At 65.6% G+C, this 23,338-nt stretch carries 20 protein-coding genes; 9 read left to right on the top strand and 11 right to left on the bottom strand.

Features of this window, described 5'->3' with window-relative positions; all coding sequences use genetic code 11:
• Positions 1-8: 8 nt before the first annotated feature.
• The 3 genes from AC4D1W_RS09000 to AC4D1W_RS09010 form a co-directional block, all read right to left on the bottom strand.
• A complete protein-coding gene (locus AC4D1W_RS09000) occupies positions 9-1,112 on the bottom strand; it encodes a polyprenyl synthetase family protein (RefSeq protein ID WP_490889859.1) in 1,104 nt (367 codons plus the stop codon).
• A 129-nt stretch (positions 1,113-1,241) separates the two neighbouring features.
• Positions 1,242-2,528: a geranylgeranyl reductase family protein gene (locus AC4D1W_RS09005; RefSeq protein WP_490898545.1), complete on the bottom strand. Its 1,287-nt coding sequence runs from the start codon at positions 2,526-2,528 to the stop codon at positions 1,242-1,244.
• Positions 2,529-3,293 (bottom strand): demethylmenaquinone methyltransferase, encoded by a 765-nt coding sequence (locus AC4D1W_RS09010; protein WP_490898546.1) that lies wholly within the window; start codon positions 3,291-3,293, stop codon positions 2,529-2,531.
• Between the two features lie 91 nt (positions 3,294-3,384).
• Between AC4D1W_RS09010 and AC4D1W_RS09015 the strand changes: the two genes are divergently transcribed.
• From AC4D1W_RS09015 to AC4D1W_RS09035, 5 genes are all read left to right on the top strand, one after another.
• Positions 3,385-4,737: an isochorismate synthase gene (locus tag AC4D1W_RS09015; RefSeq protein WP_490898547.1), complete on the top strand. Its 1,353-nt coding sequence runs from the start codon at positions 3,385-3,387 to the stop codon at positions 4,735-4,737.
• A 120-nt stretch (positions 4,738-4,857) separates the two neighbouring features.
• Positions 4,858-5,664 carry a transporter substrate-binding domain-containing protein gene (locus tag AC4D1W_RS09020; RefSeq protein WP_490889864.1) on the top strand — a complete coding sequence of 269 codons (807 nt, stop codon included), beginning with the start codon at positions 4,858-4,860 and terminating at the stop codon, positions 5,662-5,664.
• Positions 5,665-5,746: 82 nt separating this feature from the next.
• Positions 5,747-6,532, top strand: a complete 786-nt coding sequence (locus AC4D1W_RS09025; RefSeq protein ID WP_490898548.1) for an amino acid ABC transporter permease — start codon at positions 5,747-5,749, stop codon at positions 6,530-6,532.
• 3 nt (positions 6,533-6,535) lie between these two features.
• Positions 6,536-7,291: an amino acid ABC transporter ATP-binding protein gene (locus AC4D1W_RS09030; protein WP_490889867.1), complete on the top strand. Its 756-nt coding sequence runs from the start codon at positions 6,536-6,538 to the stop codon at positions 7,289-7,291.
• Between the two features lie 90 nt (positions 7,292-7,381).
• Positions 7,382-8,797, top strand: a complete 1,416-nt coding sequence (locus AC4D1W_RS09035) for a D-alanyl-D-alanine carboxypeptidase family protein (RefSeq protein ID WP_490898549.1) — start codon at positions 7,382-7,384, stop codon at positions 8,795-8,797.
• Here AC4D1W_RS09035 and menD read toward each other — a convergent pair whose 3' ends face one another.
• Positions 8,798-10,456: a 2-succinyl-5-enolpyruvyl-6-hydroxy-3-cyclohexene-1-carboxylic-acid synthase gene (menD, locus tag AC4D1W_RS09040; RefSeq protein WP_490898550.1), complete on the bottom strand. Its 1,659-nt coding sequence runs from the start codon at positions 10,454-10,456 to the stop codon at positions 8,798-8,800.
• Between the two features lie 139 nt (positions 10,457-10,595).
• Between menD and AC4D1W_RS09045 the strand changes: the two genes are divergently transcribed.
• On the top strand, positions 10,596-12,638 hold the full coding sequence (locus tag AC4D1W_RS09045) for a PhoX family protein (protein ID WP_490898551.1): 2,043 nt from the start codon (positions 10,596-10,598) through the stop codon (positions 12,636-12,638).
• Positions 12,639-12,692: 54 nt separating this feature from the next.
• On the opposite strand, the gene AC4D1W_RS09050 is transcribed toward AC4D1W_RS09045, so the two are convergent.
• Positions 12,693-13,685 carry an o-succinylbenzoate synthase gene (locus tag AC4D1W_RS09050; protein WP_490889875.1) on the bottom strand — a complete coding sequence of 331 codons (993 nt, stop codon included), beginning with the start codon at positions 13,683-13,685 and terminating at the stop codon, positions 12,693-12,695.
• A gap of 219 nt (positions 13,686-13,904) precedes the next feature.
• Between AC4D1W_RS09050 and AC4D1W_RS09055 the strand changes: the two genes are divergently transcribed.
• Both AC4D1W_RS09055 and AC4D1W_RS09060 read left to right on the top strand, forming a co-directional pair.
• Positions 13,905-15,803 carry a fibronectin type III domain-containing protein gene (locus AC4D1W_RS09055; protein WP_490898552.1) on the top strand — a complete coding sequence of 633 codons (1,899 nt, stop codon included), beginning with the start codon at positions 13,905-13,907 and terminating at the stop codon, positions 15,801-15,803.
• 120 nt (positions 15,804-15,923) lie between these two features.
• Complete coding sequence (locus tag AC4D1W_RS09060; RefSeq protein WP_490889880.1) at positions 15,924-16,832, top strand: phosphatase PAP2 family protein; 909 nt, start codon at positions 15,924-15,926, stop codon at positions 16,830-16,832.
• Here the strand turns inward: AC4D1W_RS09060 and AC4D1W_RS09065 are convergent.
• Genes AC4D1W_RS09065 through AC4D1W_RS09075 form a run of 3 tightly spaced genes read right to left on the bottom strand, consistent with a single transcriptional unit; the run spans position 16,829 to position 18,974 of the window.
• On the bottom strand, positions 16,829-18,040 hold the full coding sequence (locus AC4D1W_RS09065; RefSeq protein WP_490889881.1) for an MFS transporter: 1,212 nt from the start codon (positions 18,038-18,040) through the stop codon (positions 16,829-16,831). The genes AC4D1W_RS09060 and AC4D1W_RS09065 overlap by 4 nt on opposite strands.
• Positions 18,041-18,049: 9 nt before the next feature.
• Positions 18,050-18,505: a hypothetical protein gene (locus AC4D1W_RS09070; protein WP_490889882.1), complete on the bottom strand. Its 456-nt coding sequence runs from the start codon at positions 18,503-18,505 to the stop codon at positions 18,050-18,052.
• Positions 18,498-18,974: a cupredoxin domain-containing protein gene (locus tag AC4D1W_RS09075; protein WP_490889885.1), complete on the bottom strand. Its 477-nt coding sequence runs from the start codon at positions 18,972-18,974 to the stop codon at positions 18,498-18,500. The genes AC4D1W_RS09070 and AC4D1W_RS09075 overlap by 8 nt, the downstream gene beginning before the upstream one ends.
• A gap of 167 nt (positions 18,975-19,141) precedes the next feature.
• Here AC4D1W_RS09075 and AC4D1W_RS09080 point away from each other — a divergent pair, with 167 nt between their 5' ends.
• The gene (locus AC4D1W_RS09080; protein WP_490889886.1) at positions 19,142-19,837 is read left to right on the top strand and encodes a dTMP kinase; all 696 of its coding nucleotides are present in this window, start codon (positions 19,142-19,144) and stop codon (positions 19,835-19,837) included.
• Here the strand turns inward: AC4D1W_RS09080 and AC4D1W_RS09085 are convergent.
• The 3 genes from AC4D1W_RS09085 to AC4D1W_RS09095 form a co-directional block, all read right to left on the bottom strand.
• Positions 19,772-20,638 (bottom strand): MBL fold metallo-hydrolase, encoded by an 867-nt coding sequence (locus tag AC4D1W_RS09085; protein ID WP_490898553.1) that lies wholly within the window; start codon positions 20,636-20,638, stop codon positions 19,772-19,774. The genes AC4D1W_RS09080 and AC4D1W_RS09085 overlap by 66 nt on opposite strands.
• A 160-nt stretch (positions 20,639-20,798) precedes the next feature.
• Positions 20,799-22,268, bottom strand: coding sequence for a dihydrolipoamide acetyltransferase family protein (locus tag AC4D1W_RS09090; RefSeq protein WP_490898554.1), 1,470 nt, complete (start codon positions 22,266-22,268; stop codon positions 20,799-20,801).
• Entirely contained in the window at positions 22,265-23,338 is a 1,074-nt protein-coding gene (locus tag AC4D1W_RS09095; RefSeq protein WP_490898555.1) for an alpha-ketoacid dehydrogenase subunit beta, read from the bottom strand. Before AC4D1W_RS09095 ends, AC4D1W_RS09090 begins: the two co-directional genes overlap by 4 nt.

Here is a 23,338-nt window from a genome sequence, read left to right on the forward strand (position 1 = left end):
GGCTGCCACTAGACGTCGCGGCTGACGACCGCCTGTGCAAAGCTCGCCAGCGCAGTTTTGACCATGCTGTCGGGCAACGGGTCGAGTGCGGAGACCGCGTCTTCCGCCCACTGCTGCGCAACGGTCCAGGCCTGGCGTGTGGCCGAGTGCTCACGGAGGGCTGAAACAGCTTCTGCGAGGGCCTCGTCCGAGGTCAGGTCGCCGTCCACCAACTCGAGCACGCGCTGCGCGGACCCGTCGCCGGCAGCAGCCGCCTGGCGCAGCAGGAGTACGGGCAGCGTGGGTACGCCCTCGCGCAGGTCGGTCCCCGGAGATTTGCCCGATTTAGACTTCAGCCCGGTGACGTCGATGACGTCATCTGCCAGCTGGAATGCCACGCCGACCTTCTCGCCGTAGGACACCATGACATCGACAGCCGACGCCGGTGCATCCGCGAAAATCGCACCGAGCTGCCCGGACGCGGCAACCAGGGAGCCGGTCTTGTCCGCGATGACCGACAGGTAGTGCTCCACCGGGTCCTCGCCGTCCCGGGGACCAACGGTCTCGTGCAGTTGGCCGAGGCAGAGCCGCTCGAAAGTACGCGCCTGAATACCGAGCGCACGGGATCCCAGCTCAGAAACCAAGATCGAAGCCCGGGCGAAGATCAGGTCGCCGGTCAGGATCGCTACGGAATTACCCCACACTTCGTGTGCCGTCGGAGCGCCCCGGCGGTACGGCGCGGAGTCCATCACGTCGTCGTGGTACAGAGTTGCCAGGTGCGTCAGTTCCACGACGACGGCGGCAACAACCACTTCCGGCTTGGTTGGATCTCCGAGGTGGGAAGCCAGGATGGTCAGCAGCGGACGGATCCGCTTGCCGCCGGCTTCAACGAGGTGGCGGGAGGTGGCGTCTGCCAGCGGATCGGAACTGGAGATCGCTTCGCGAAGCTGTTTCTCGACCTTGGCGAGGCACGTTGACACAGCCGGTCCAAGCTCCGGATCCTCAGCAATCAGGGCGAAACCTGCGGGCAGGCGGAGCCCCGTGGCGATCACGCCGGTGCTCGGCTCCAGCTCGTCGATGAGCGGGCGCGGATGGCCAGCGCTGGTCCAGCTGGTTTGGGGGGAATCCGTCATGGGTCTAAGCCTATCGGGCGAGGGAGCGCAGCGAGCATTGGGAGTCAACGGGCTGGAACTTTCGTGCAGCTCTGGCGGGTTCTGGGCCGCCCTTCAACCCGCCAGAGGTGCGCAAAAGTTCCCGGGGTTCTACCGGTTCCGAGCTACCGACTGGTTATCCGTCGCCGGGACGAGGCTTTCGAGCACATGGATCAGCCGATCCTCGAAACCCTTGCCTCTGGAGTCGGTCAGGTTGGCCAGCATCCGCACAACGAACCGCATCAGCACCGGGATCGGCATGCCGGTACGCAGCGCGAGCCGCAGAATGGCCGGCTTGCCGATGAGTCCGGCGAAGACGCGGCCGAGGGTGAAGTGGCTTCCCCACTGGTCGCGGATGTATGGCGCGTATCCCGAGAGCACGCTGTCGCGCGCAGGCCCCGGGTCCACGGCGTGGGACCGCTCGATGAACTCGGCCGCGTACCGCGCCGACTCCATGGCGTAGGAGATTCCCTCACCGTTGAACGGCGACACCATGCCACCGGCGTCTCCGAGCAGCAGCATGCCCCGCGAGTAGTGCGGAGTCCGGTTGAATCCCATCGGCAAGGCCGCGCCGCGGATTTCGCCGATCTGGTTCTCCTCGGTGAATCCCCAATCGGCGGGCATCCCGGCGGTCCAGTCCCGCAGCACCTGCTTGTAGTCGAGCTTCCCGAACGACGCAGAGGAGTTCAGGATCCCCAGGCCCACATTCGAGGTTCCGTCGCCCACACCGAACACCCAGCCGTAGCCGGGCAGAGGCTTCCCGGAGGCGTCCGGCAGTTCCAGCCAGCCCTCCATCCATGGGTCTTCATGGCGGGGGCTCGTGAAGTAGGTCCGCACCGCGACGCCCAGGGGCCTGTCGTCCCGCTTGGCCATGCCAAGGCTCACGGCCGTCCGGGTCGAGTTACCGTCCGCCGCCAGCACGACGTCGGCGCTCAGGGTCTTCTGCTCGCCCGTCCGCCGCCCGCCAGGGCCGAGGACGTTCACGACGACGCCGGTCACCCGCCCGGTCTGGTCCCGTACCGCTTCGGTGACCGAGTGGCCCTCGAGGATCCGTGCACCGGCGGACCGGGCGTGCTCGGCAAGCTGCTCATCGAAGCCGAGCCGCGTGCGCACCAGCCCGTAGGACGGGAAGTCGGACAGCTCAGGCCAGGGCAGTTCGACGGTCCTGCCGCCGGCCAGGAGCCGAAGGCCCATGTTCCGCCGCCACCCGAGTTCTTCGCCGTGCGGCAATCCCAGCAGCTGTATCTCCCGAACGGCGCGAGGCGTGAAGCCGTCCCCGCACACCTTCTCGCGGGGGAAGAACGTCTTCTCGACGACCGTCGTTTCGATACCTGCAGCAGCGAGGTAGTAGGCAGCCGTGGACCCTGCCGGGCCCGCGCCGATGATGAGGACGGACACTTAGTTTGCGGCCCTGCTGCTGCGGCGACGCTGGCGGGTCTGGGAAGCAGCCGCCGTCGTTGTGATGGTGGCTTCCGGCTTGGTGGCGCGGTGCACGGCCACAATGCCGCCGTTCAGGTTGCGGTAGGCGACCGATTGCCAGCCGCTCTCGGTGATCCACGCGGCCAACTCGTCCTGGTTGGGCCAGGCTCGAATGGACTCGGCGAGGTAAACGTATGCCTCAGGGTTGGAGCTGACCTTGGTGGCGATCGCCGGGAGTGCGCGCATGAGGTACTCGGTGTACATAGTGCGCCAGAGCGGAACGGTGGGCTGCGAGAACTCGGCAATGACGAGGCGGCCGCCTGGCTTGGTGACGCGGAGCATTTCCTCCAGCGCCTTGGTGGGGCGGTCGACGTTGCGCAGCCCGAAGGAGATGGTGCAGGCGTCGAAGGAGTTGTCTTCGAACGGCAGGTTGGTGGCGTCGCCGGCAATGAAGTCGATGTCCGGACGGCGGCGCTTGCCCACGCGCAGCATCCCGAGTGAGAAATCACACGCGACCACATGTACGCCGGCGTCGGCGAAGGGCTCACTCGACGTGCCCGTACCGGCTGCCAGGTCAAGCACCCGGTCTCCCCGACCCGCATCAACGGCGTCCACCACAACACGCCGCCAACGGTGGGTCTGCCCCAGCGAAAGCACGTCATTCACTACGTCGTATTTGGGCGCCACATCGTCAAACATGGCGGCAACTTCCTCGGGACGCTTATCCAGCGATGCTCGATTCACCCCGTCATTGTCTCAAACATTGAACCGCACCCCCAATTGAACAGACAGGACGGAACAGGGAGGACAGCGCGCGGGAGTACGCTAGTGCATCATGAGCATTCCGTCCCCTGCTGCAGTGGCGACGCCGCTGGATCAGGCGCCTGCCCTTCGCAGCATTTCCTTTGAGCGGGGCGACCTTCAACTGGACACCGGCCTCCTCGATTACGTGGTGCGCAATGAGGTCCACACCTGGATCCGCCGCGGCGGAGGCCTTGTCGGCTTCGGCGAGGCGGCGCGCTTCACCACCTCCGGACCGGGCCGATTCGCCGAGGCGCAGGCATGGTGGCGGGAGGTCGTCGCGGCTGCCGACGTCGTCAATCCCCTCAGCCAGCCCGGCACCGGGTTGATGTCGTTCGGGTCCTTTGCCTTCTCAAAGACCTCCCGCCACCTCTCCCGTCTCATTGTGCCGCGGATAGTTGTCGGCAGCAGTGAGGGTAAGAGCTGGCTCACCTACATCACGGGCGACGACGACGCGGAGGTGAGTGCCTCTGCTGCGGAAGCGGAGCTTGCCGCCTACCTCGACGAAGTTGAGCCGGAACGGAAACCCTGCCCAGGCGACCGGCTGGCTCCGGGGATTCTGACCGAAGAGCAGTGGATGACGGCGGTCAGTCGCGGCGTCGCGCACATCCGTGACGGTGAGCTGAGCAAACTCGTCCTGGCCCGCGACGTCGTTGCCGAGCTCGGTTCACCCATTTCCGCGGCGCAGGTGCTGCGTGAGCTCGCTGTCCGCTACTCCGATTGCTGGACCTACTCGGTGGACGGGCTCATCGGCTCCACACCGGAAATGCTCATCAAGGTCGAGAACCACACCGCCCGCGCCCGGGTTCTGGCGGGCACCCTTGACCGATCCTCGGCGCCGGCCGGGGAGAGCAGCTACGCGGAGCGGGTGCTGGCCGGCTCGGAGAAGCAGCAGCACGAACATGAGATCGCCATCGACTCCCTCACCCGGCAGCTGGAACCGTTCACCCGGACCATGACCTCACACAGCGAGCCCTTCGTCCTAGAACTTCCCAACGTGTGGCATCTCGCTTCCGACGTCACCGCCGAACTTGCCGAGGACAGCGACGGCAACGTGCCGTCGTCATTGGCTCTGGTCGAGGCCCTGCACCCTACGGCGGCTGTATGCGGCACGCCCACCACGGTTGCCGGTGAGCTGATCCGGGAACTGGAACACCTTGAACGGGGACCGTACGCCGGACCGGTGGGCTGGATGGACGCCGATGGAAACGGCGAGTGGGGCATTGCCCTGCGCGGTGCCGTCGTCGAGACTCCCACGCGGGTTCGGATGTACGCCGGCTGCGGCATCGTTGAGGGCTCCCAGCCGGTGGCGGAACTCGCGGAAACGTGGAGCAAGTTCCGGCCCATGATCGAAGCGCTCGGCCTGCGGGCACCATCACGATCCTGATTCTTTTCCCTGAAGCTGTTGGTTACCAATAGGCAATGGCTGTAGCCTGTGATGCACATCTCCATAACAGCTAGAATCGTCCATGACGTTTTCTTACTCCGTCCTGAGCTGAGGTACTGCATGTTTTCGAAGATTTCCAAATCGCTTGCCGTTATGGCAATCGGCACCCTGGCACTTACCGCCTGCGGCGGCGGCTCCGAGCCCGAGGAGGGCGGGGAGGCAGCCGGAGGCGGCTCCGAACTGAACCTTGTCTCCCCCGGCACGCTGACTGTCTGCTCCGACATCCCCTACGAGCCGTTCGAGTACGAAGAGAACGGCGAATACGTCGGGTTCGACATGGATCTGATGAAGGAAATCGCCGCTGGCCTTGACCTTGAATTCACCGTGCAGGACGTCGGGTTCGACGGACTCCAGTCCGGTGCCGTGCTTGCTGCCGGGCAGTGCGACGTCGGCGCCAGCGCCATGACCATCACCCCCGACCGTGAAGAGAACCTGACCTTCTCTGAGCCGTACTACGACTCGCTGCAGTCACTGCTGGTTCCGGCGGACTCCGCCATTGCCGGCCTCGAGGATCTTGCCGGTGAATCCGTGGGCGTTCAGCAGGGCACCACCGGTGAGGCATACGCCCGCGACAATGTCCCGGCCGACACCGAGGTGGTGGCATTCCCCAGTGACGCGGAGCTCTACTCAGCGCTCCAGGCGGGGAACGTGGCAGCGATCCTTCAGGATCTGCCCGTCAACCTGAACCACACCGAGGACGGCGCATACACCATCGCCGCCGAGTTCGAGACGGACGAGCAGTATGGGTTCGCGTTCCCCAAGGAGGGAAGCGAAACCCTCGTCGAAGCTGTGAACACCGAGCTCGCCGGGCTGCGTGACAGCGGCAAGTACGACGAGATCTACAACACCTACTTCGAGGAGAAGTAACCACTCCACGGATATGCGGCAGTTCCAGGTTCTGGGACTGCCGCAGCCGTGTTCACCTCCCGAAAGATAGGTAAGAAAACACGTGAAACCCACCACCCGTAAGCGGCTCTTCCGGGGTGTCCTCTATGCCATTTTCATCATCGCCATCGCCGTCGTTGTGTTCCTGGCCGACTGGGAAGCGATCCGCTCAAACTTCTTCGATCTTGACGTCGCCGCGCAGGCCTTCCCGGGGGTCATCACCACCGCTGCGAAAAATACGGTCGTCTACACGGCTATCGCCTTCGTCGGAGGCATGATCGGCGGGCTCATCCTCGCCCTGATGAAGCTCTCGCCCGTCGGCCCGTACCGCTGGTTGGCGACCGCCTACATTGAACTGTTCCGCGGCCTCCCCGCCCTGCTGGTGATCTTCGGATTCGCCTTCGCTGTTCCGATCGCCTTCCAGTGGCGTCCTCCGGGCGGCAGTGCCGGCGCCGGCCTGATCGCGCTCATCGTGGTCGCCGCCGCCTACATCGCCGAAACCATCCGCGCCGGCATCGAGGCCGTGCCCAAGGGCCAGGTCGAAGCAGCCCGCTCACTGGGCATGCGGCCGTCCTGGACCCTGGTGTCCGTAGTCCTCCCCCAGGCCTTCCGGATCATCACGCCTCCCCTGACCAACGAGCTGGTCATCCTCATCAAGGACACCTCTCTGCTGTTCATCGCCGGCATGGCCCTCAGCGACCGCGAGCTCACCACCTTCGCCCGTGACTCCGTGTCATCGCAGGCCAACGCAACACCCCTGGTGCTCGCGGCGCTGATGTATCTGGTCATCACCCTCCCCCTTACCCAGCTGGTTGCCAAGCTGGAACGACACAACAAGAGAGGCCGATAAGCCATGGCCGAACCGCACCGCAGAACTGACGTGCCCGCCATCGAGGTACGCGATCTGCACAAATCCTTCGGGGACAACGAAGTGCTCAAGGGCATTGACTTCCATGTGGACCAGGGTGAGGTGGTCTGCGTCATCGGCCCTTCGGGCTCGGGCAAGTCCACGCTGCTGCGCTGTGTCAACAGGCTTGAGGAGCCGACGTCGGGCACCATCATGGTCGAGGGCGTCGACATCACCGACGAGGACACCGACCTCGACAAGGTCCGGACCCGCATCGGTATGGTGTTCCAGCAGTTCAACCTGTTCCCGCACCTGAACGTGCTGCGCAACCTCACGCTGGCCCAGATCCGGGCGAAGAAGCGCGGTAGGGCGGAAGCTGAGGAAGTCGCGCGGCGGAACCTCGACAAGGTGGGACTCGCCGAGAAGGCAGACGCCTTTCCCTCGCAGCTCTCCGGCGGCCAGCAGCAGCGCGTGGCGATTGCCCGTGCGCTGTCCATGGACCCGGACATGATGCTGTTCGACGAGCCCACCAGCGCGCTCGACCCCGAACTGGTCGGCGACGTCCTGGACGTGATGAAGCAACTCGCCCGCGACGGCATGACCATGATGGTGGTTACCCACGAGATGGGCTTTGCCCGGGAAGTCGGCGACCGCGTGGTCTTCATGGACGGCGGAGTCGTGGTGGAGCAGGGCAATCCGGAGGATGTCCTCGGCAACCCGCAGCACGAGCGCACGCAGGGCTTCCTCTCAAAGGTTCTCTAACTGTGATTTAAGGGGCCGTTCCTAAACGGGTTGGTGCGTGCGAAGATAAAACGCACCAACCCGCTTGGTCTCCCCTACCCCAGGAAATCGATGTCCGAGTTACTCACCGCCGGACGTCCGCGCCTGAGGGCGCGGTTCGCCGCCGTCGTCGTTGTTTGTCTCACTCTGCTCGCCGGATTGCTCACCGCACCACCGGCCAATGCGGCCATCCCGGTCAACGATCCGAATAACGTCCAGGTGCTGGTGACGAAGTCCCGGCCCCTGAATCCACTCAGATACGTTCCGCCGGACCTCGTGTACTACCCGGGCACCAGCTACCTGGTGCGGCGCGAGGTGTCGTCCAACCTCCAGAACCTGTTCAATGCCGCCCGCGGTGCGGGCGCCCCGCTTGCCCTGATAAGCGCCTACCGCTCGTACGACGAGCAGGCTGCGCTCTACAACTATTACGTCAGCCTCTACGGTCAAGCAGTTGCCGATACCATCTCCGCCCGCCCCGGCCACAGCGAACACCAAACCGGGCTGGCGGTTGACGTCGGCAACCAGGACGGATCCTGCGGTCTCGGCGCCTGCTTCGCGAACACCCCCGGCGGCCGCTGGGTTGCAGCGAACGCGCACCGGTACGGGTTCATCGTCAGGTACCCGGACGGATACCAGCCGACCACCGGCTACACCTTTGAGCCGTGGCACCTGCGCTATGTCGGCCGGTCAGTGGCCACCGAAATGAAAACCCGTGGCATCCCCACCATGGAGCATTACTACAACGGCTCCAATCCTTCGGTGAAGCATTCCTCGGATGTCGTGGCCGCCGACGCCACCGGCGCCCTGTGGACCTATCCATCGAACTACCTCAACGGTTTCCGTCCCAGGGCTCGTCTTGGCGGCGGTTGGTCCTCGCTGAAGGCAGGCTTCAATACGGACTGGAACGCCGACGGAATCCAGGACCTCGTCGCCCAGTGGAACGACGGCCGGCTGACCCTGTACCGAGGCCTGTTCGGTGGAGGATTCCAGGCACCGGTCAGCATCGGCCAGGGCTGGGGCTCTCACGAGGTCACGGTGGGCCGCTGGTTGCGGAACAGCCGCTTCCCATCCGTGGTGGCCAAGGACAGCACAGGCGGACTCTGGCACTACGCGAACACCGCAGGCGGCACCCTGTCGCGCGGAGTTCGAATCGGACACGGGTGGCAAAACCTGGGGATCGCCCAGGCCGACTGGGACCGGGACGGCAACCAGGACATTCTGGGCACGCGGTCCAACGGCCAGCTCGCCCTGTACCGCTCCAACGGTTCCGGCGGTTTCGTGAACGAGACCCGGCGCGTGATCGGGCAGGGCTGGCAGTCAATGGACAGCCTCACTGCCATCTCCGGTTTCCAGGGCCCGGGTTCGTACGGGCTGAGGGCACGCTCGACAGCAACCGGCCAGCTGAGGTACTACCCGATGCCGGGTAACAGGTGGGGAACCGCCGCGACCATCGGTCAGGGCTGGCAGACCTACCGGCTGTTCCGGTAACTAACGCTCAACGGCGTTCCGCACGGCAGTCCTCACCCGTGCGTGCAAATCGCGCAGCCCGGCGCGGTCGATCCTGACTTCCAGGACCGACCGGCCGCTGATCGGTTGCTCCAGAACAGCATCCAGCTCGTCGGGAGTACTGGTGAGCCGGTGCTGAACGCCGTAGCCTGCCGCCAGGGCGGCGAGATCCGCCGCGTGCGGCGTGCCGAACAGGCGTTCCACAGCGGGTCCGTAGCGTTCCACCGTCGCGGGATCCCCGTGCTCCAAGAGGCCGAAAATGCCGCCGCCTGAATCGTTGAGTACAACAACCTGCAGGTCCGGCTCCTCCTCGCCGGTACCGAGAAGGAGGCCGCCGGCGTCGTGCAGGAAGGTCAGGTCACCGACCAGCAGCCGCGTGGGAATACCCGCGGCAAGCGCAATGCCGGTCGCGGTCGAGATGGTGCCGTCGATCCCGGACAGACCGCGGTTGGCGTACACCTCGAGGGGGTGCCAGTCACCGGAGGCCATAAGGTCCATGTCACGGATGGGGTTCGATGACCCGAGCACCAGGTTGTCCGTAGTGTTCTCCCACACCGCGTCCGCCACGTGCAGCCCTGTGAGGGCGGGCTCGTCGGCTAGGTGCAGCTGAAGGGCGGCCTCAGCTCGGGCACCCGCCTCCCGCCATTCCTCGAGCCATCCGTCAGCGCCGCACCCTGCGAAGGCCACCAACCCGTCAAGCGTGCTGATCATCCGTTCGGGACGCCTGCCCTCCTCGAACCACGCCTGCGGTTCCGGTACATACAGTGCCCGCTCCACGTCCGTCCGGGCGAGCAGCGCTGCCACCGGCCGGGAGAGCGTCGGCCGCCCGAAGACAACGACCCGCTCGATCCGCGGCCCGAACTGCTCGAGCAGCAGCCGGTACGCGCCGATGGCGGACGAGCCGAACCGCGCGTTCGACGACGGCTCCGCCAGCAGCGGGAGGCCCAGATGCTGCGCGAACACCGCTGCCAGCTCCCCTGCTCCGTGCCCCGCGAGCACAACAGTGCGGGCGGCGTCGTTCGGAGCAGGCGCCGCGGTCCCCGCTGGTTCTGTTGTCCGGACCATCGGCACGGCGCCAAGAGGCTGCGTCTCGGCGGGACCGCGCACCTCGTCGAGGTCCGGCACGAGCGGATCCCGGAACGCGAGGTTCACCTGCACCGGTCCCGCGGGGCCGTTGGCTCCGCGCGCCTCAGCGAGCGCCCGCGCAACGTAGGGCGAAGGATCAGTGCCTGCCGGAACGTCGAGTGCGGCACGGGTGTGCACGCCGAACAGGCCCACCTGGCGCGTGGTCTGGTTGGCGCCGGTTCCGCGCAGCTCGTCCGGCCGGTCTGCGGAGAGGACCACAAGGGGCACCGCAGCGTGGTTGGCCTCCATCACAGCGGGGAGCAATTCCCCCACGGCGGTGCCGGAGGTGGTGACGACGGCAGCCGGACGCTGGGACCCGAGCGCCAGTCCCAGTGCGGTGAATCCACCCACCCGCTCATCCACGCGAACGTGGAGTCGGAGCCCGCCGTGTTCGGCTGCCTCCGCCAGGGCGTATGCAAGGGGTGCGCTGCGTGATCCCGGGGCAAGAACGACGTCGGTGATTCCGGAGTTGTGCAGCGCCCGAACAACGGCGCGGGCTGATTCGATCGACTTCACCGGTCCATCCTTTCACTGATGACCCTGCTTCCCCCGGGCGCCCAACTATTTACCCCGGGTTCACCTGATAGTCCTCGCCGGGACAGGTGGCACTGACAGCCTCAGATTCGACCGTTCATCTTCGGAAGGCAACACTCCCATGACCATCGAATCCCGCCGCCGCTTCCTGCCCATGCTGGACCATGTGAAGGGCAAACGAAGCGCGGTTACCTGCGCGCTGAAGTGTGACAACGCGTGCGCCAAAGACGTCTGCAACACGTCGAATAACAGCTACATGCGCGACATCGTCTCCGCCGAATACTCACGCCGCAACGTGCTCGGTGCGGGCGCTGTCGGCGCGCTGACCCTGCTGCTCGGCGCGAACGCCGTCAACCAGGCACCGGGCGCCCAGGGTCTTTCGCCGGCTGCAAAGGCCGGCGGACGCCTGCAGTTCTCCGCCATCGCCCCCGTGCCCGCATCCGTCGATGAGTTCACCGTCCCGAAGACGTACTCATGGGAGCCGATTATCCGCTGGGGCGATCCCATTCTGCCGGGAGCGCCCGAGTTCGACATCCATAACCAGACTCCGGAATCACAGGCAGGCCAGTTCGGCTACAACAACGACTACCTGGACATTCTGCCGCTGGACAGGAAGAACACCCGTGCCGTTCTCGTGGCCAACCACGAGTACACCAACGAGAGCATCATGTTCCCTCCAGGCACCGATGCCGCCACCATCCGGGCAATCGCGAAGAACGCCCACGGCATGGCCGTCGTCGAACTCGAGCGCAAGAGCGAGGGCTTCCCCTGGAGGTACACCCGCACCGGCAAGCTCAACCGTCGGATCACCATGTCGACGCCGTTCACGCTCACCGGTCCTGCTGCCGGCTCCGATCTCGTCAAAACTGTTGCGGATCCCGAGGGACGCACCGTACTCGGCACCCTGAACAACTGCGCCGGCGGCACCACACCCTGGGGCACCATCCTCTCCGGCGAAGAGAACTTCCAAGGCTACTTCAAGGTGGGAACCCCCACCGCTGCACAGCGCCGTTACGGGATCACCAGCACCAATCCCGGCCGCGGCTGGCACCTGGACGAGGAGCGCTTCGACGCGTCCACCGAAGGCTACAGGAACGAGCCGAACCGCTTCGGCTACATCGTTGAGGTCGATCCGATGGACCCCACCTCGACCCCGGTCAAGCACACTGCCATGGGCCGTTTCAAGCACGAAGGCGCCAACGTCCGGCTCAACGCCGACGGACACGTTGTGGCCTACATGGGCGATGACGAGCGCTTTGACTACCTGTACAAGTTCGTTTCACGCGACAAGCACATCGAAGGCAACCGCGAGCACAACAAGACGCTCCTCGCCAACGGTGACCTGTTCGTCGCACGGTTCCGCGGCAACTCGGAGGCCGAGATCGACGGCTCGGGTGCAGTGCCTTCCGACGGTTCCTTCGACGGCACGGGCGAGTGGATTCCGCTCACCCGCGGCGGACGCAGCGCCGTTCCCGGCATGAGCATCGAGGAGGTGCTGGTTCACACCCGTCTGGCCGCGGACAAGGTCGGCCCCACCAAGATGGACCGCCCCGAAGACGTTGAGCCAAACCCGGTGACCGGGCGGATTTACGTAGCGTGCACCAACAACTCGAACCGTGGTGTCGGCTCGAACCCTGCCGCCGATGAAACCAACCCCCGCACCCAGAACCGCGACGGCCACATCGTCGAGATCACCGAAACCAACAACGACGCCACGGCTTCGACCTTCAACTGGAACCTGCTGATGGTTTGCGGTGATCCTGCCCAGGGCGACGTGACCTACTTCAGCGGCTACCCGGTGGATCAGGTCTCCCCCATCTCATGCCCGGACAACGTGGCCTTCGACTCAGCGGGCAACCTCTGGATCTCCACCGACGGCGCGCCGTCCGGCATCGGCTACAACGACGGCCTCTTCAAGGTGACCCTTGAGGGCGCCGACCGAGGCAAGGTCGAGCAGTTCCTCTCCGTGCCACGGGACGCCGAAACCTGCGGACCGGTCATCCACGACCAGGAAGGCATGATCTTCGTCGCCGTGCAGCACCCGGGTGAGGACGGCTCGTGGGGCAACCACACCTCGCTGTTCCCGTATGACGGAACCCCTGCACCCCGTCCCTCGGTGGTCCAGGTCTTCCGCGGCAAGAACGGCAAGGGCCTGCGGAAGTAACCTCCGCGGACGCGGCCGGGGTGTGCATGAACCGCATACCCCGGCCTTCGCCGTTTAAGCCCCGGATTCGAGAATCGTGTGTACCCGTTTCAACCGTTCCAGCCACCAGGCAGTACGGTCCGTTGGTGCCGCGAAGCGCTGAAGGAGTTCTTCGGTAACAGTCACCGGGCGCACCGGCAGCCAGCCGCCGTCGGGCAACAGGGGCTCGGGCGACACGTCACCGTCCATCAGCGAGAGGGTAGCCAGTCCGCAGGCGTAGGGCAGCTCCGGCAGCGACGCGGCGAGCGCCACCCCCGCTCGGATGCCGACCGAGGTGTCCAGAGCGGAACTTACGACGGCGGGAAGGCCCGCCTGCGCCACGATGTCCAGCGCACGCCGGACGCCGCCGAGTGGTGCAACCTTCACGACAATCAGATCCGCCGCGTCCTCCCGGGCGACGCGGAGCGGATCCTCCGCCTTGCGGACACCCTCATCCGCCGCGATCAGAACCGGGAGACCGCGTCGCCGTACTTCGAGCCGGACGGCCCGCAGATCAGCAGTACCCATGACCGGTTGCTCGGCGTATTCAAGTCCGAAGGGAGCGAGGGCCTCGAGCGCTGGAAGGGCATCGGCCGGGTCCCAGCCGCCGTTGGCATCAACACGCAGCTTCGCCTCCGGAAGGAGGCGGCGCACCTCAGCGACGCGGGCGACGTCGTCGTCAAGCGTCTGCCCGCGCTCCGCCACCTTGATCTTGACAGCGCTCACGGCACCGAACCGCGCCAGTATGGGTTCGACGCCGGCCGCCGCCACCGCGGGGACAGTGGCGTTCACCGGGACGCGGCTCCGCACCGGCCCAGGGAAGCCCTCCCACGCGGCTTCGACCGCCGCGCGCAGCCAGGAAGCCGACTCGGCGTCGTCGTACTCGGGAAAAGGCGAGAACTCGCCCCAGCCCCGCGGTCCGCGCAGAATCAGCGCCTCCCGATGGGTGACTCCGCGGAAGCGGACGCGCATGGGGACTGAGACTACGTGTGCGGAAGCCAGCAGCTCATCCGCAGTGGGTTGCTCCATTGAATCAGCGTAGTCATAACGACCAGTCAAGAAATTCCCAAGATCCCGGGACGATCCTAACGGAAGCAGGCGTCCGTCCTGCAGCGAACTATTTCGGGGCCTGCGAGCTCCGTTAGGAAAGGATTCGTGATGAAGTTACACAGTCACGTTTCTCCCGGTGCTACAGGTACCCCGTCTTCCAGGAGACGCGTTACCGGACTGCTCGCGGGAAGCACTACAATGATGCTCATTGCCGGCAGCGCGACCGTCGTCATGGCGGCAAATCCTCCCATCGGACCAGGAAACATCGAGATCTTCACCAAGCGGGACATGGTCGCCATCGAGGGCTACACCGCCCAGGCAGGCCAGGACGTCGCCATCAAGGTCACCCGCGGGGGGAACCTCATCGGCATTTCACACGGGGTGGTCGGTGATGATGGCTTCTTCGAGGTCAATCACCCCGGGGGGTCCTGCTGGGACGTGGTCACCCCCAACATCACCGGCCTCGACGTCGTCACGGCGGAATTCGAAGATGGCAGCAGCGACGGGGCGGTTGCAGGAACGGCGCTGATCACTTCCGTTGAATCCGTTGACGGCACAGCAACGCCGGATGTTGCTGGCGACGTCGAAGGCACAGTTGTTGTCAAGGGCACCTATGGTCCAGACGTTGACCTCGCCCGCATGGGAGTTGAAATCGTCAACCCCGATATGAGAGCCATGGGCATCGGCGAGCGGGCGATCGGCTGGCCGACCGACGAGGCGCCTGCAACCTACACCGTGGACGGCACGGCGGCGGGTGGGCAATTCGAGGTCACGTACGGCTTCTTCTCCAAGGCGGAGCAGGACACAGCTTTCGCCGGTGATCCTTCAGTAGCCAGCTGGCAGGCCGAGCCGGCAAATGTTGAAGCCCAACTGGGCCTGACCATCTCCGAATTCAAGGAGATTGACGGACCGGGATTCGGCGGATGCCCCGCCGGGCCGGCTAGACAGGCTCCCAACCCTCCTACTGAAGCCTTCGCCAGCGCAGCCGGACAGAACGGCATCAATGTCACCTGGAAGGCCGCAACCGTTCCTGCTGACGCCCCCGCGATCACCGGTTACGAAGTAGTCGCGGTAGACACGGCCCTGGGCCAGGAAGTGAGCGTGAAGGTCGGGGCGGAAGCCACCAGCGCCACCATCCGTGGACTGGTCAATGCCCAGGCGTATCCGGTGCAGGTGTTTGCCCTCAACGGACAGGCAAGCACCGCCGCGGAGGCCGGCACCGTCACGGTCACATCCGTCGAAACGCCGCCTGCGGCTACTGCACCGTCGGCTCCGGGCGACGTAGCGGTCAAGGATGGTTCGCTGCTTGGTTCAGCCGAGATCTCCTGGACCGCGGCGGCCGCGAACGGTTCTGCCGTGACCGGCTACACCGTCACGGCGATGTCCGGGACGACGGAAGCTGCTATAACCACAGTCGGGAGCGGTGCCACATCGGCAACGCTCGAGGGCCTTACCCCCGGAACGGAGCACAGCTTCGTTGTGACGGCGAACAGCGCGGCGGGCAACACCGCAGCTGAACCGGTTCTTTTCACCCCGAAGGCGGGAACCCTGACCGCACCGACTCCTCCCAACGTTGTGCGGGTGACCGCGGGCAACGAGAGCGCGACCGTTGAGTGGCAGCCGGCCACCGCCGGAAACACGCCGGTTACGGGCTATGTCCTGACGGCTACGCCGCTTTCGGGCGCAGCTGTTGAAGTCAAGACGGACGCTGCAGGACGGAGCGCGGTACTGAACGGGCTGACCAACGAAACCGTGTACAACCTGAAGCTCGTTGCAACAAGCGCTGCCGGTGACAGCCCGCCCGGGACCTTCGGCAGCGGTGCCTCCTCCACGGTCACTCCCGAGGACCAGCTCACGGCGACCGCGGAGTACCGTGCCGACAAGCGTGAGTGGCGGATCGGCGGAAGCGCAAGCATTACCGCAAACAACACCATCACAGCGGTCGATGCGAACGGCACCCTCATCGGACGGGCAACGGTCCTGGCCGACGGCAGCTGGACCATCCGCGTTCGTAACTCCAACGCCACCGCGACGTCGCAAGCGAAGATTACGTCCTCGGCCGGCGGATCCATCACGGTACCCGTCACCAGGCGGTAGCGCCGCACCACCTGACACGGGTCCGCCCGCACGCCGGAAGGTGTGCGGGCGGACCCGTTTGGCGAACAGTACGGGCGCGCTGTTCAGGAACCAACCCGGGATCGTGTAAGTGTTAATCAGGTGAGCACCAAGCACCCGACCAAGTCACGCCGCTTCTCAACTGCCGCACGACACCCCGTGCTGTTTGTCCTCGGCGCGATCGGGTGCTTTGTCGCTCTGGGCTGGACGTACTGGGCGTTCGTGCGCACCACGACAGGGCAATTTGCGGATGAATCGGCCTGGGCGGAAGCGGGCATCGCCGCACCGGACAGTCGAGGGCCCTTTCTACAACTGCTCGACAGCCTGCCGATGATCTCAGTGTTCATCGCGGCAGTGGTGATCCTCTTCGTCACACTCGGACGACGGCGGTGGGCCGCGGCCGGTATAGCCCTCGGCACAATCATCGGCGCCAATCTCACTACGCAGATTTTGAAGAACCTCCTTTTCGACCGTCCGGACCGGGGCGTGCCTACCCTGGACTTCAACTCGCTTCCCTCCGGGCACACCACCCTGGCCGCATCGGCCGCAGCGGCTATATTCCTTGTCGTGTCCCCCCGCTGGCGCCCCTTCGCGGCCGCCGCCGGCGGCTCCTATTCCGTCCTGGCGGGAGCCGCAACTTTCATCAATCTGTGGCACCGGCCCGCCGACGTCGTGGCCGCTTACCTGGTGGTCGGTGCATGGACACTCATCGGCGGTCTCCTCATCATGCGTACCGGCAATCCCTGGAACGTCTGGGACGGCTTCGGCGAATCCTGGGGCGCATCCCGGGTGTGGCTGGCGTTGTGCTGGATCCCGGGCCTGCTTTCCTTGGCACTGTCACTCGGCCTGTACATGTATGTGCAGGCAATCGGTCCCGCTCCTGTGCCCGGCACTGCCGGGGTTCCGCTGTTTTTCTGGTCCGGCCTTTCACTCATTGTCGGCGTGGGCTACACGCTGAGCGGCACGGCGTGCTGGCTGTTCGGCTCGCAGGCGCGGCTCCGCAAGTCCTAACGCACCAGCAGCTTCCGGCTCTCTGACGGCGGCACCCACCGCCACAGCACGAGCGCTCCCAGCAGGCCCAGCGCACCGGTGGCCCAGATTCCGCCCGCGAGCGTTGCCGCCGCTGTAACGAGGGACACGGTTCCCGGGCCCGCCATGGTCCCGATGTCCGACAGCAGACGCCAGATGCCAAGGAACTGCGGCCGACCCGGCGACGGCGAGAAATCCGCCCCCAGCGTCATCACGATCCCGGAGCCGATACCGTTACCGAATCCGATGAGCAGCGCCACGGCCAGCAGGCCAAACGCATCCTGTGTCAGCGGCAGCAGGAGCAGTGCCGTACCCATGAGCAGCATGCAGGGCACTGCGACCCAGCGCCTGCCGTAGACGTCCATCACCTTGCCCGCAGGATAGAAGATGAGCATGTCGATCCCGCCGGACACACCGTAGATGAGGGCCGTCGTCGTCGGGTCCAGACCGATTTCCTGGGCCCAGAGCGGGAGGACAGCCTGCCTTGTGGCCCTGACCGCTGCGATCAGCAGTACCCCGAGGCCGACGGTTCCGAAAATCCGCGCGTGGCTTCGGAAGATTGTCCGGAGGGTCGGTACGGCTACGGCAAGGTCGGAGGTATCCCGTCGTCGGGACGCACGCGGTCCGCCCAGTTCGGGGACCTGGAAGCTGAGCACAGCGGCAACGACGGTGGTGACAGCGCCAACCCAGTAAGCGCCGTCGAGCCCAAGGAAACTCATCGCGAGCGCACCGGCAAACGGACCGAGGAAGACGCCGATCCGCGTCACTCCGCCCAGGGTCGAGAGCGCGCGGGCACGGAAGTGAACGGGCACCGCCTCGGTGAGATAACTCTGACGGGCGAGCCCGAACACGGCTCCGGCCATGCCGATCATGAAGATGGCGGTGGCGAAGACGGCGAGGTTCGTCGCGACGAGTGCAAGGATCATCGCGGCAGAGCACCAGAGCGAGGCCGCCACTAGCGACCACCGCTCGCCGAAGCGGGAGGTGATCAGGGTGGCCGGGACGTTGGTGACAAGCGATCCGATCCCCGTGAGCGTGAGGATCAGTGCCGCCGTCGCGACGTTCGCGCCCAGCTCCGTGGCCGAGAGCACAATGACCGGGATGATCGAACCCGTTGCGGCGCCGTACAGGAGTGAGGGACCGTAGGCGCCAACTGCTATTTTTCGAAGGTTGAACGGTTCCTGGCGCACCGTTCAAAACTAGCGCAGTGCGGCATCCTTCCGCTTCAGCAGGAAGAATCCGATGACGGCGAGCACTCCTGCGATTCCTTCGGCGACTGCGCTCAGGGTTTTCTCGAAGAACCACACAGGTTCATACATCGCCGGTATGGGCCCTATCTGCGGCAGCTGGACGTAGGCAGACAGCACGACGGCGGCGAACGCCGACAGCGCAACAAGGGCCGCGATTGCGTAGGACAGGCGGCTTCCGCGGATCAGTACATAGAGACCCGCAATGATGGCCGCCACGGCCTGGATGCGGAAGAGAGTCCCTCCGCCCATCCCGTCCGGGTAGGCCAACTCGTAGGTCGGCGCGAGGAGGAAATGCACGTACGCGTCGATCGCCAGCCCCAGCGCGATGAGGACACGGAGACCGATCAACTGCGGAGCCGACCGTCCGCGGCTGACACGCCGCCCGTGTGCCGCCGCGCTAGCCATCGCTGCTTACCACCAGCGTTCCCGACATGTTCGCGTGGAACGTGCAGACGAAGGGGTACTCACCCGGCTCTGACGGCGCGGTGAAGGTGACAGTCTCACCACCCTTGGCGACGGCGTCGAAGTCTTCGGTCTCGGTGGAGGTCACGGTGTGCGGGGCTGTGTCCTCGTTGACCACGGTGATCTCGGCACCGGCGGGCACGGTTTCGGGCATCTCGTACTCGAAGTTGCGGATGGTGATGACAATTTCCTCGGCCGGCGCCTCTTCTGTGGGCTCCTCCGACGCTTCCTCGGAGGAGGCGGGTTCCTCGGCTGTGGTTGTCTCGTCTGTAGCTTCAGCCGTGGCTTCTGCTTCGCTGGTGGTTTCAGCCGGCGGAGCCTCGCCGGTCGGTTGATCACCCGAACCGCATCCGGCGACTCCAACAAGCACAAGTGCAAGACTCAGGCCAAGCGCGCTGCGTGGGATTTTCATGGCTCTCCATTCCGGCGGGATCCACAACCGGCTTCCCCGGGAGCATTTATCCCATCTCACAGTGTCTTCGTCACGGGAAGCCCAGAGGATTGCGTGATGGCGGTGTCAGTATCCATTCAGTCGCCCCTGCGATGATTGTTTCGAAGATACACCCGCGAGAGGCAAAAATGACCGGTGTTCCAAGGAATCCGCAGGTTCCTGTTGTGGTGCTGCTCGGAATAGACGGGGCAGGGAAAACAACAGCCGCGCGTGCAGTGGTTCGTCAGCTGCATCAGCGGGGCATGGAGGCGGAGCTGTTCCGCAACCCCGGTGGGCGGCGAACCCTCGACCGCTGCGCGTCACGGCACTCGCGTACGGCCGAGGCGCTGCTGGGCACGCGCCTGCTTGATTCGATCGAAACGTCAGTCCGCATTCTGGCGGTGCTGCGGTCAACCCTGCAGACACGACGACGGCGGGGCGTCGTTCTCTACGACCGTCACCTGCAGTGCCAGCTGGCCCTGCGGCAGGTGCGGGGTCTGCCGACCGGCGTACTGTTGCCGTGGCTGCTGCGCGTACTGCCGCAACCAGATCTGGTGGTCTACCTCAGCGTGAAACCGGAGACGGCGCAGGAGCGCATCGCTTCCCGGAACACGGACGTGGAAACCCTCGAGTTCCTCACGGCGCTTGACGCCTCCTACCGGCGGCTCCCTCGCTTCGGGGAATACACGCTGGTGGACGCAAATGGAACTGAAGCGGAGACAGCCGCGGCCCTGCTGGAACAGATCGACGCCCGGCTGGAGCCACTTATCCCGCCATTGTCACCCCTTGCTGCTCTGGCGCTCCAGCCACTTCCAGTGCGCGAGGGTGCGCAGGCGGGTCAATAGCGCCCGCGACTGCTCGGGGCCGTACGGCAGGATAGGGATGGCCTTGGTCATGTCCGTTGAGGCTTCGTCCATGGCGATCTTCGTGACGCGAACCGCACTGCGCATCTTGTTCAGTTGGGTGAGCACGAACTCGACATCGACCGGCGCACCATGGCCCGGGACGAAAACGTCGTACAGGTCTTCGAGCGCTGCGATCTTACCCAGCGTCCGGAGCCACTCCGCCGGATACGAGTCCTCGAACCCCGGATCCGCCCCTTCCTCCACCAGGTCTCCGGTGAAGAGGACGTTCCCGGCTGCAACCAAAAGGTCGTTGTCGGTGTGGCCGAAACCGAGGTGGAACAGCGTCACCGAAATGCCGCCAAGGTCCAGGTCAACCGGCGATCCGGAAACGTGCCTGTTGGCGGGATGGATAGCGGTGTGCTCGCCCTCGTTGGCAGCCATCGCCGGCTCGATCGAGGCAACTTCGACCCGCTGTTTCTCGGCACTTTCGCTGACGACGGCGGCGCACCGGTCGGTTGCCCAGAAGTCCTCCACGCCGTGCGCAGCGAAATACGCGTTCCCGAAGACATGGTCGTAGTGGGAGTGCGTGTTCACAACAACGAGCGGCAGGTCGGTGAGCTGGCGCACAGCGTCCATGATCCGTGCAGCCTGACCCGGGCCGGCTCCCGTGTCGATAACGAGCGCCCGTTCCGTTCCAACCACGAGTCCCGTGTTCAGACCCAGCGGATCGGTCCGGAGTATCCATACCCCCTCCCCCAATTGCTTCCAGGGATGGGACTGTTCGATTTGTTCCTCGGACATGGGTTCCTCTCCGGTAGCGGCTGTTCCTAAGCCTATCGGCAGGGACCCGGAGTGAGCGCAGCGAGCCCCGGGGGGCCGGCAGGCGCTATCGGCAGGGACCCGGAGTGAGCGCAGCGAGCCCCGGGGGGGCCGGTAGCGCCTACCGTCAGGTAGGCGCTAGCTAGAGGTCGGCGAGGGCTCCACCCGGGTTCTCGATTGCATCGGCAACGTAGCGCAGGAATCCTCCTGCCACACCGCCGTCGCACACCCGGTGGTCGAAGGTCAGCGTCAACTCGGTTACCTTCCGCACAGCCAGCTCACCGTCCACAACCCACGGCCGGTCGATGATCCGGCCCAGACCAAGGATTGCAGCCTCCGGGTGGTTGATGATCGCGGCGCTGCCATCCACCCCGAACACGCCGTAGTTGTTCAGCGTGAATGTCCCGGATGTGAGCTCAGCCGGGGTGGCCTTGCCCTCGCGTGCGACGGCGGCCAGCCGCCGGATCTCAGCGTCCAGTTCCCGGGCGCTCATCCTGTCGGCGCGCTGAACGGCGGGGACCAGAAGTCCCCGGTCGGTCTGGGCGGCGATGCCGAGGTTCACGCCGTCGAACTTCAGGATCTCCTGACTCCCGTCAGCGCTGTCGACGATGCGGGTGTTCAGTTCCGGGTACCGTGCCAGGCCGGCCAGCGAAAACCGCGCGACGAAGGCCAGCAGCCCGGGCGTGGCGTCCGGCTGGCGGCGTTTGAGGTCGGCGCGCAGGTTCACCAGTGCGGTTGCGTCGACGTCCACCCATACGGTGGCCTCGGGGATCTCGCGGCGGCTGCGGGTCATGGCCTCGGCCACGGCCTTCCGTACTCCGCGAACGGGGACCCGGTCTGTGACGCGCAGACCGGTCCGGCGATCCTGGTCGTCCTCCTCCGCAGTGGCCTGTCCGCCCTCACGCTGCGGTGTCGGCGTTCCGGCGGAATCCTCCAGGGCGCGCTCGACGTCGCGGCGCAGGATCATGCCGTCGGCTCCGCTGCCCTTGATTGACCGAAGGTCCAGTCCCGCGTCCCGCGCCAGTTTGCGCACCAGCGGTGAGATACACACCACGGCCCGCGTAACGGCGTCGGGCTCCGAACCTTCCAGCACGGCAGTTAGCGCTGTCCCGCTCCTGCGACGCCGGGTCCGGCCACCCGTTCCGGTTCCGGGAGTCCCGTAACCGATCAGGACGTTGCCTGATCCTCCGTTTGACTCTGCGGCGTTATCTGCCTTCTCCTCGTCCGCCGCGGGCGCAGCAGCGACCTCCGCGTCCGTGGGCACGCTGACACCGGCGCGTTCTTCTTCGCGGTAGACCTCAGCCTCAGGATGGGGAACTGACTCGGGTGAGGACGGTTCCGCTGCAGCACCGGCCGGCTGCACGGAGATCAGAGGGGCACCGACGTTGATGGTGCTTCCTGCCTCGCCGTGCAACTGGGTCACGACGCCGGCGAAGGGAGAGGGAACCTCCACCATTGACTTCGCCGTCTCGACCTCGGCAACCGGCTGGTCGACGGTTACGGAGTCGCCCTCGGCTACGAGCCAGTTCACCAGTTCGGCCTCGGTCAGTCCTTCACCGAGGTCTGGGAGCAGGAACACCTTGACGGAGGGTGAGATTGTTTCCGCGCTCATGCGTCCTCCCACTGCAGTTCGTCAACGGTGTCGAGGATTCGGTCGACGCTGGGCAGGAAGTAGTGCTCCAGCTTCGGTGCAGGGTACGGAATGTCGAACCCGGTCACGCGCCGCACCGGGGCGACGAGCGAATGGAAGCAGCGCTCCTGGACGCGGGCGACAATTTCCGATGCCACCGACGCGAACCCCGGCGCTTCTGCAATAACGACGGCGCGGCCTGTCTTCCGCACGCTGGCAGTAACGGTCTCGTCGTCGAACGGCACGATGGAACGCACGTCAATCACTTCTAGGCTGCGCCCTTCCCCTGCAGCCGCTTCCGCGGCTGCGAGCGCGGTCGGCACGGAGGGTCCGTAGGCAATGAGGGTGGCGTCGGTCCCTGAGCGGGCGACGACGGCACGGCCTATGGTCACGCCGGTGGTCGCGGCGTCGTCGGCTTCCTTGCGCAGCTCATCCAGGTCGAGTGTCTCCTTGGACCAGTAGAGCTTCTTCGGCTCGAGGAAGACGACGGGATCAGGAAAACGGATCGCTTCACGCAGCATCAGGTAGGCATCGCGCACTGTGGCGGGCGCAAGCACAGTGAGGCCGGGCGTGTGCGCGTAGTAGGACTCCGAGGAATCGCAGTGGTGCTCCACTCCCCCGATGCCGCCGGCGTACGGGATGCGTATGACCAGCGGCAGCTTCACCTTGCCTTTTGTTCGGTTGGGGATCTTCGCCACATGGCTCACCACCTGTTCGAAGGCAGGGTAGGCGAAGGCATCGAACTGCATTTCGACGACGGGACGCATGCCGTTCATCGCCATGCCTACCGCCATGCCCATGATTCCCGCCTCCGCGAGTGGCGTATCGAAGCAGCGTTCCTCCCCGAAGCGGGCTGTCAGCCCGTCGGTGATCCGGAAGACTCCGCCGAGCGGGCCGACGTCCTCGCCGAACATGACGACTGAGGAATCGGCTTCCATGGCGTCGGCCAACGCGGTGTTCAGGGCCTTGGCGAAGGTGAGCGGTTGGGGCCCCGCCTGGGTGTTGCGGGCGGCCTTCTCAGCCGGTTCGGGTCGGACTGCGGTCTCGGTCAT

This window comes from Arthrobacter sp. TJ-170 (genome assembly GCF_058269305.1).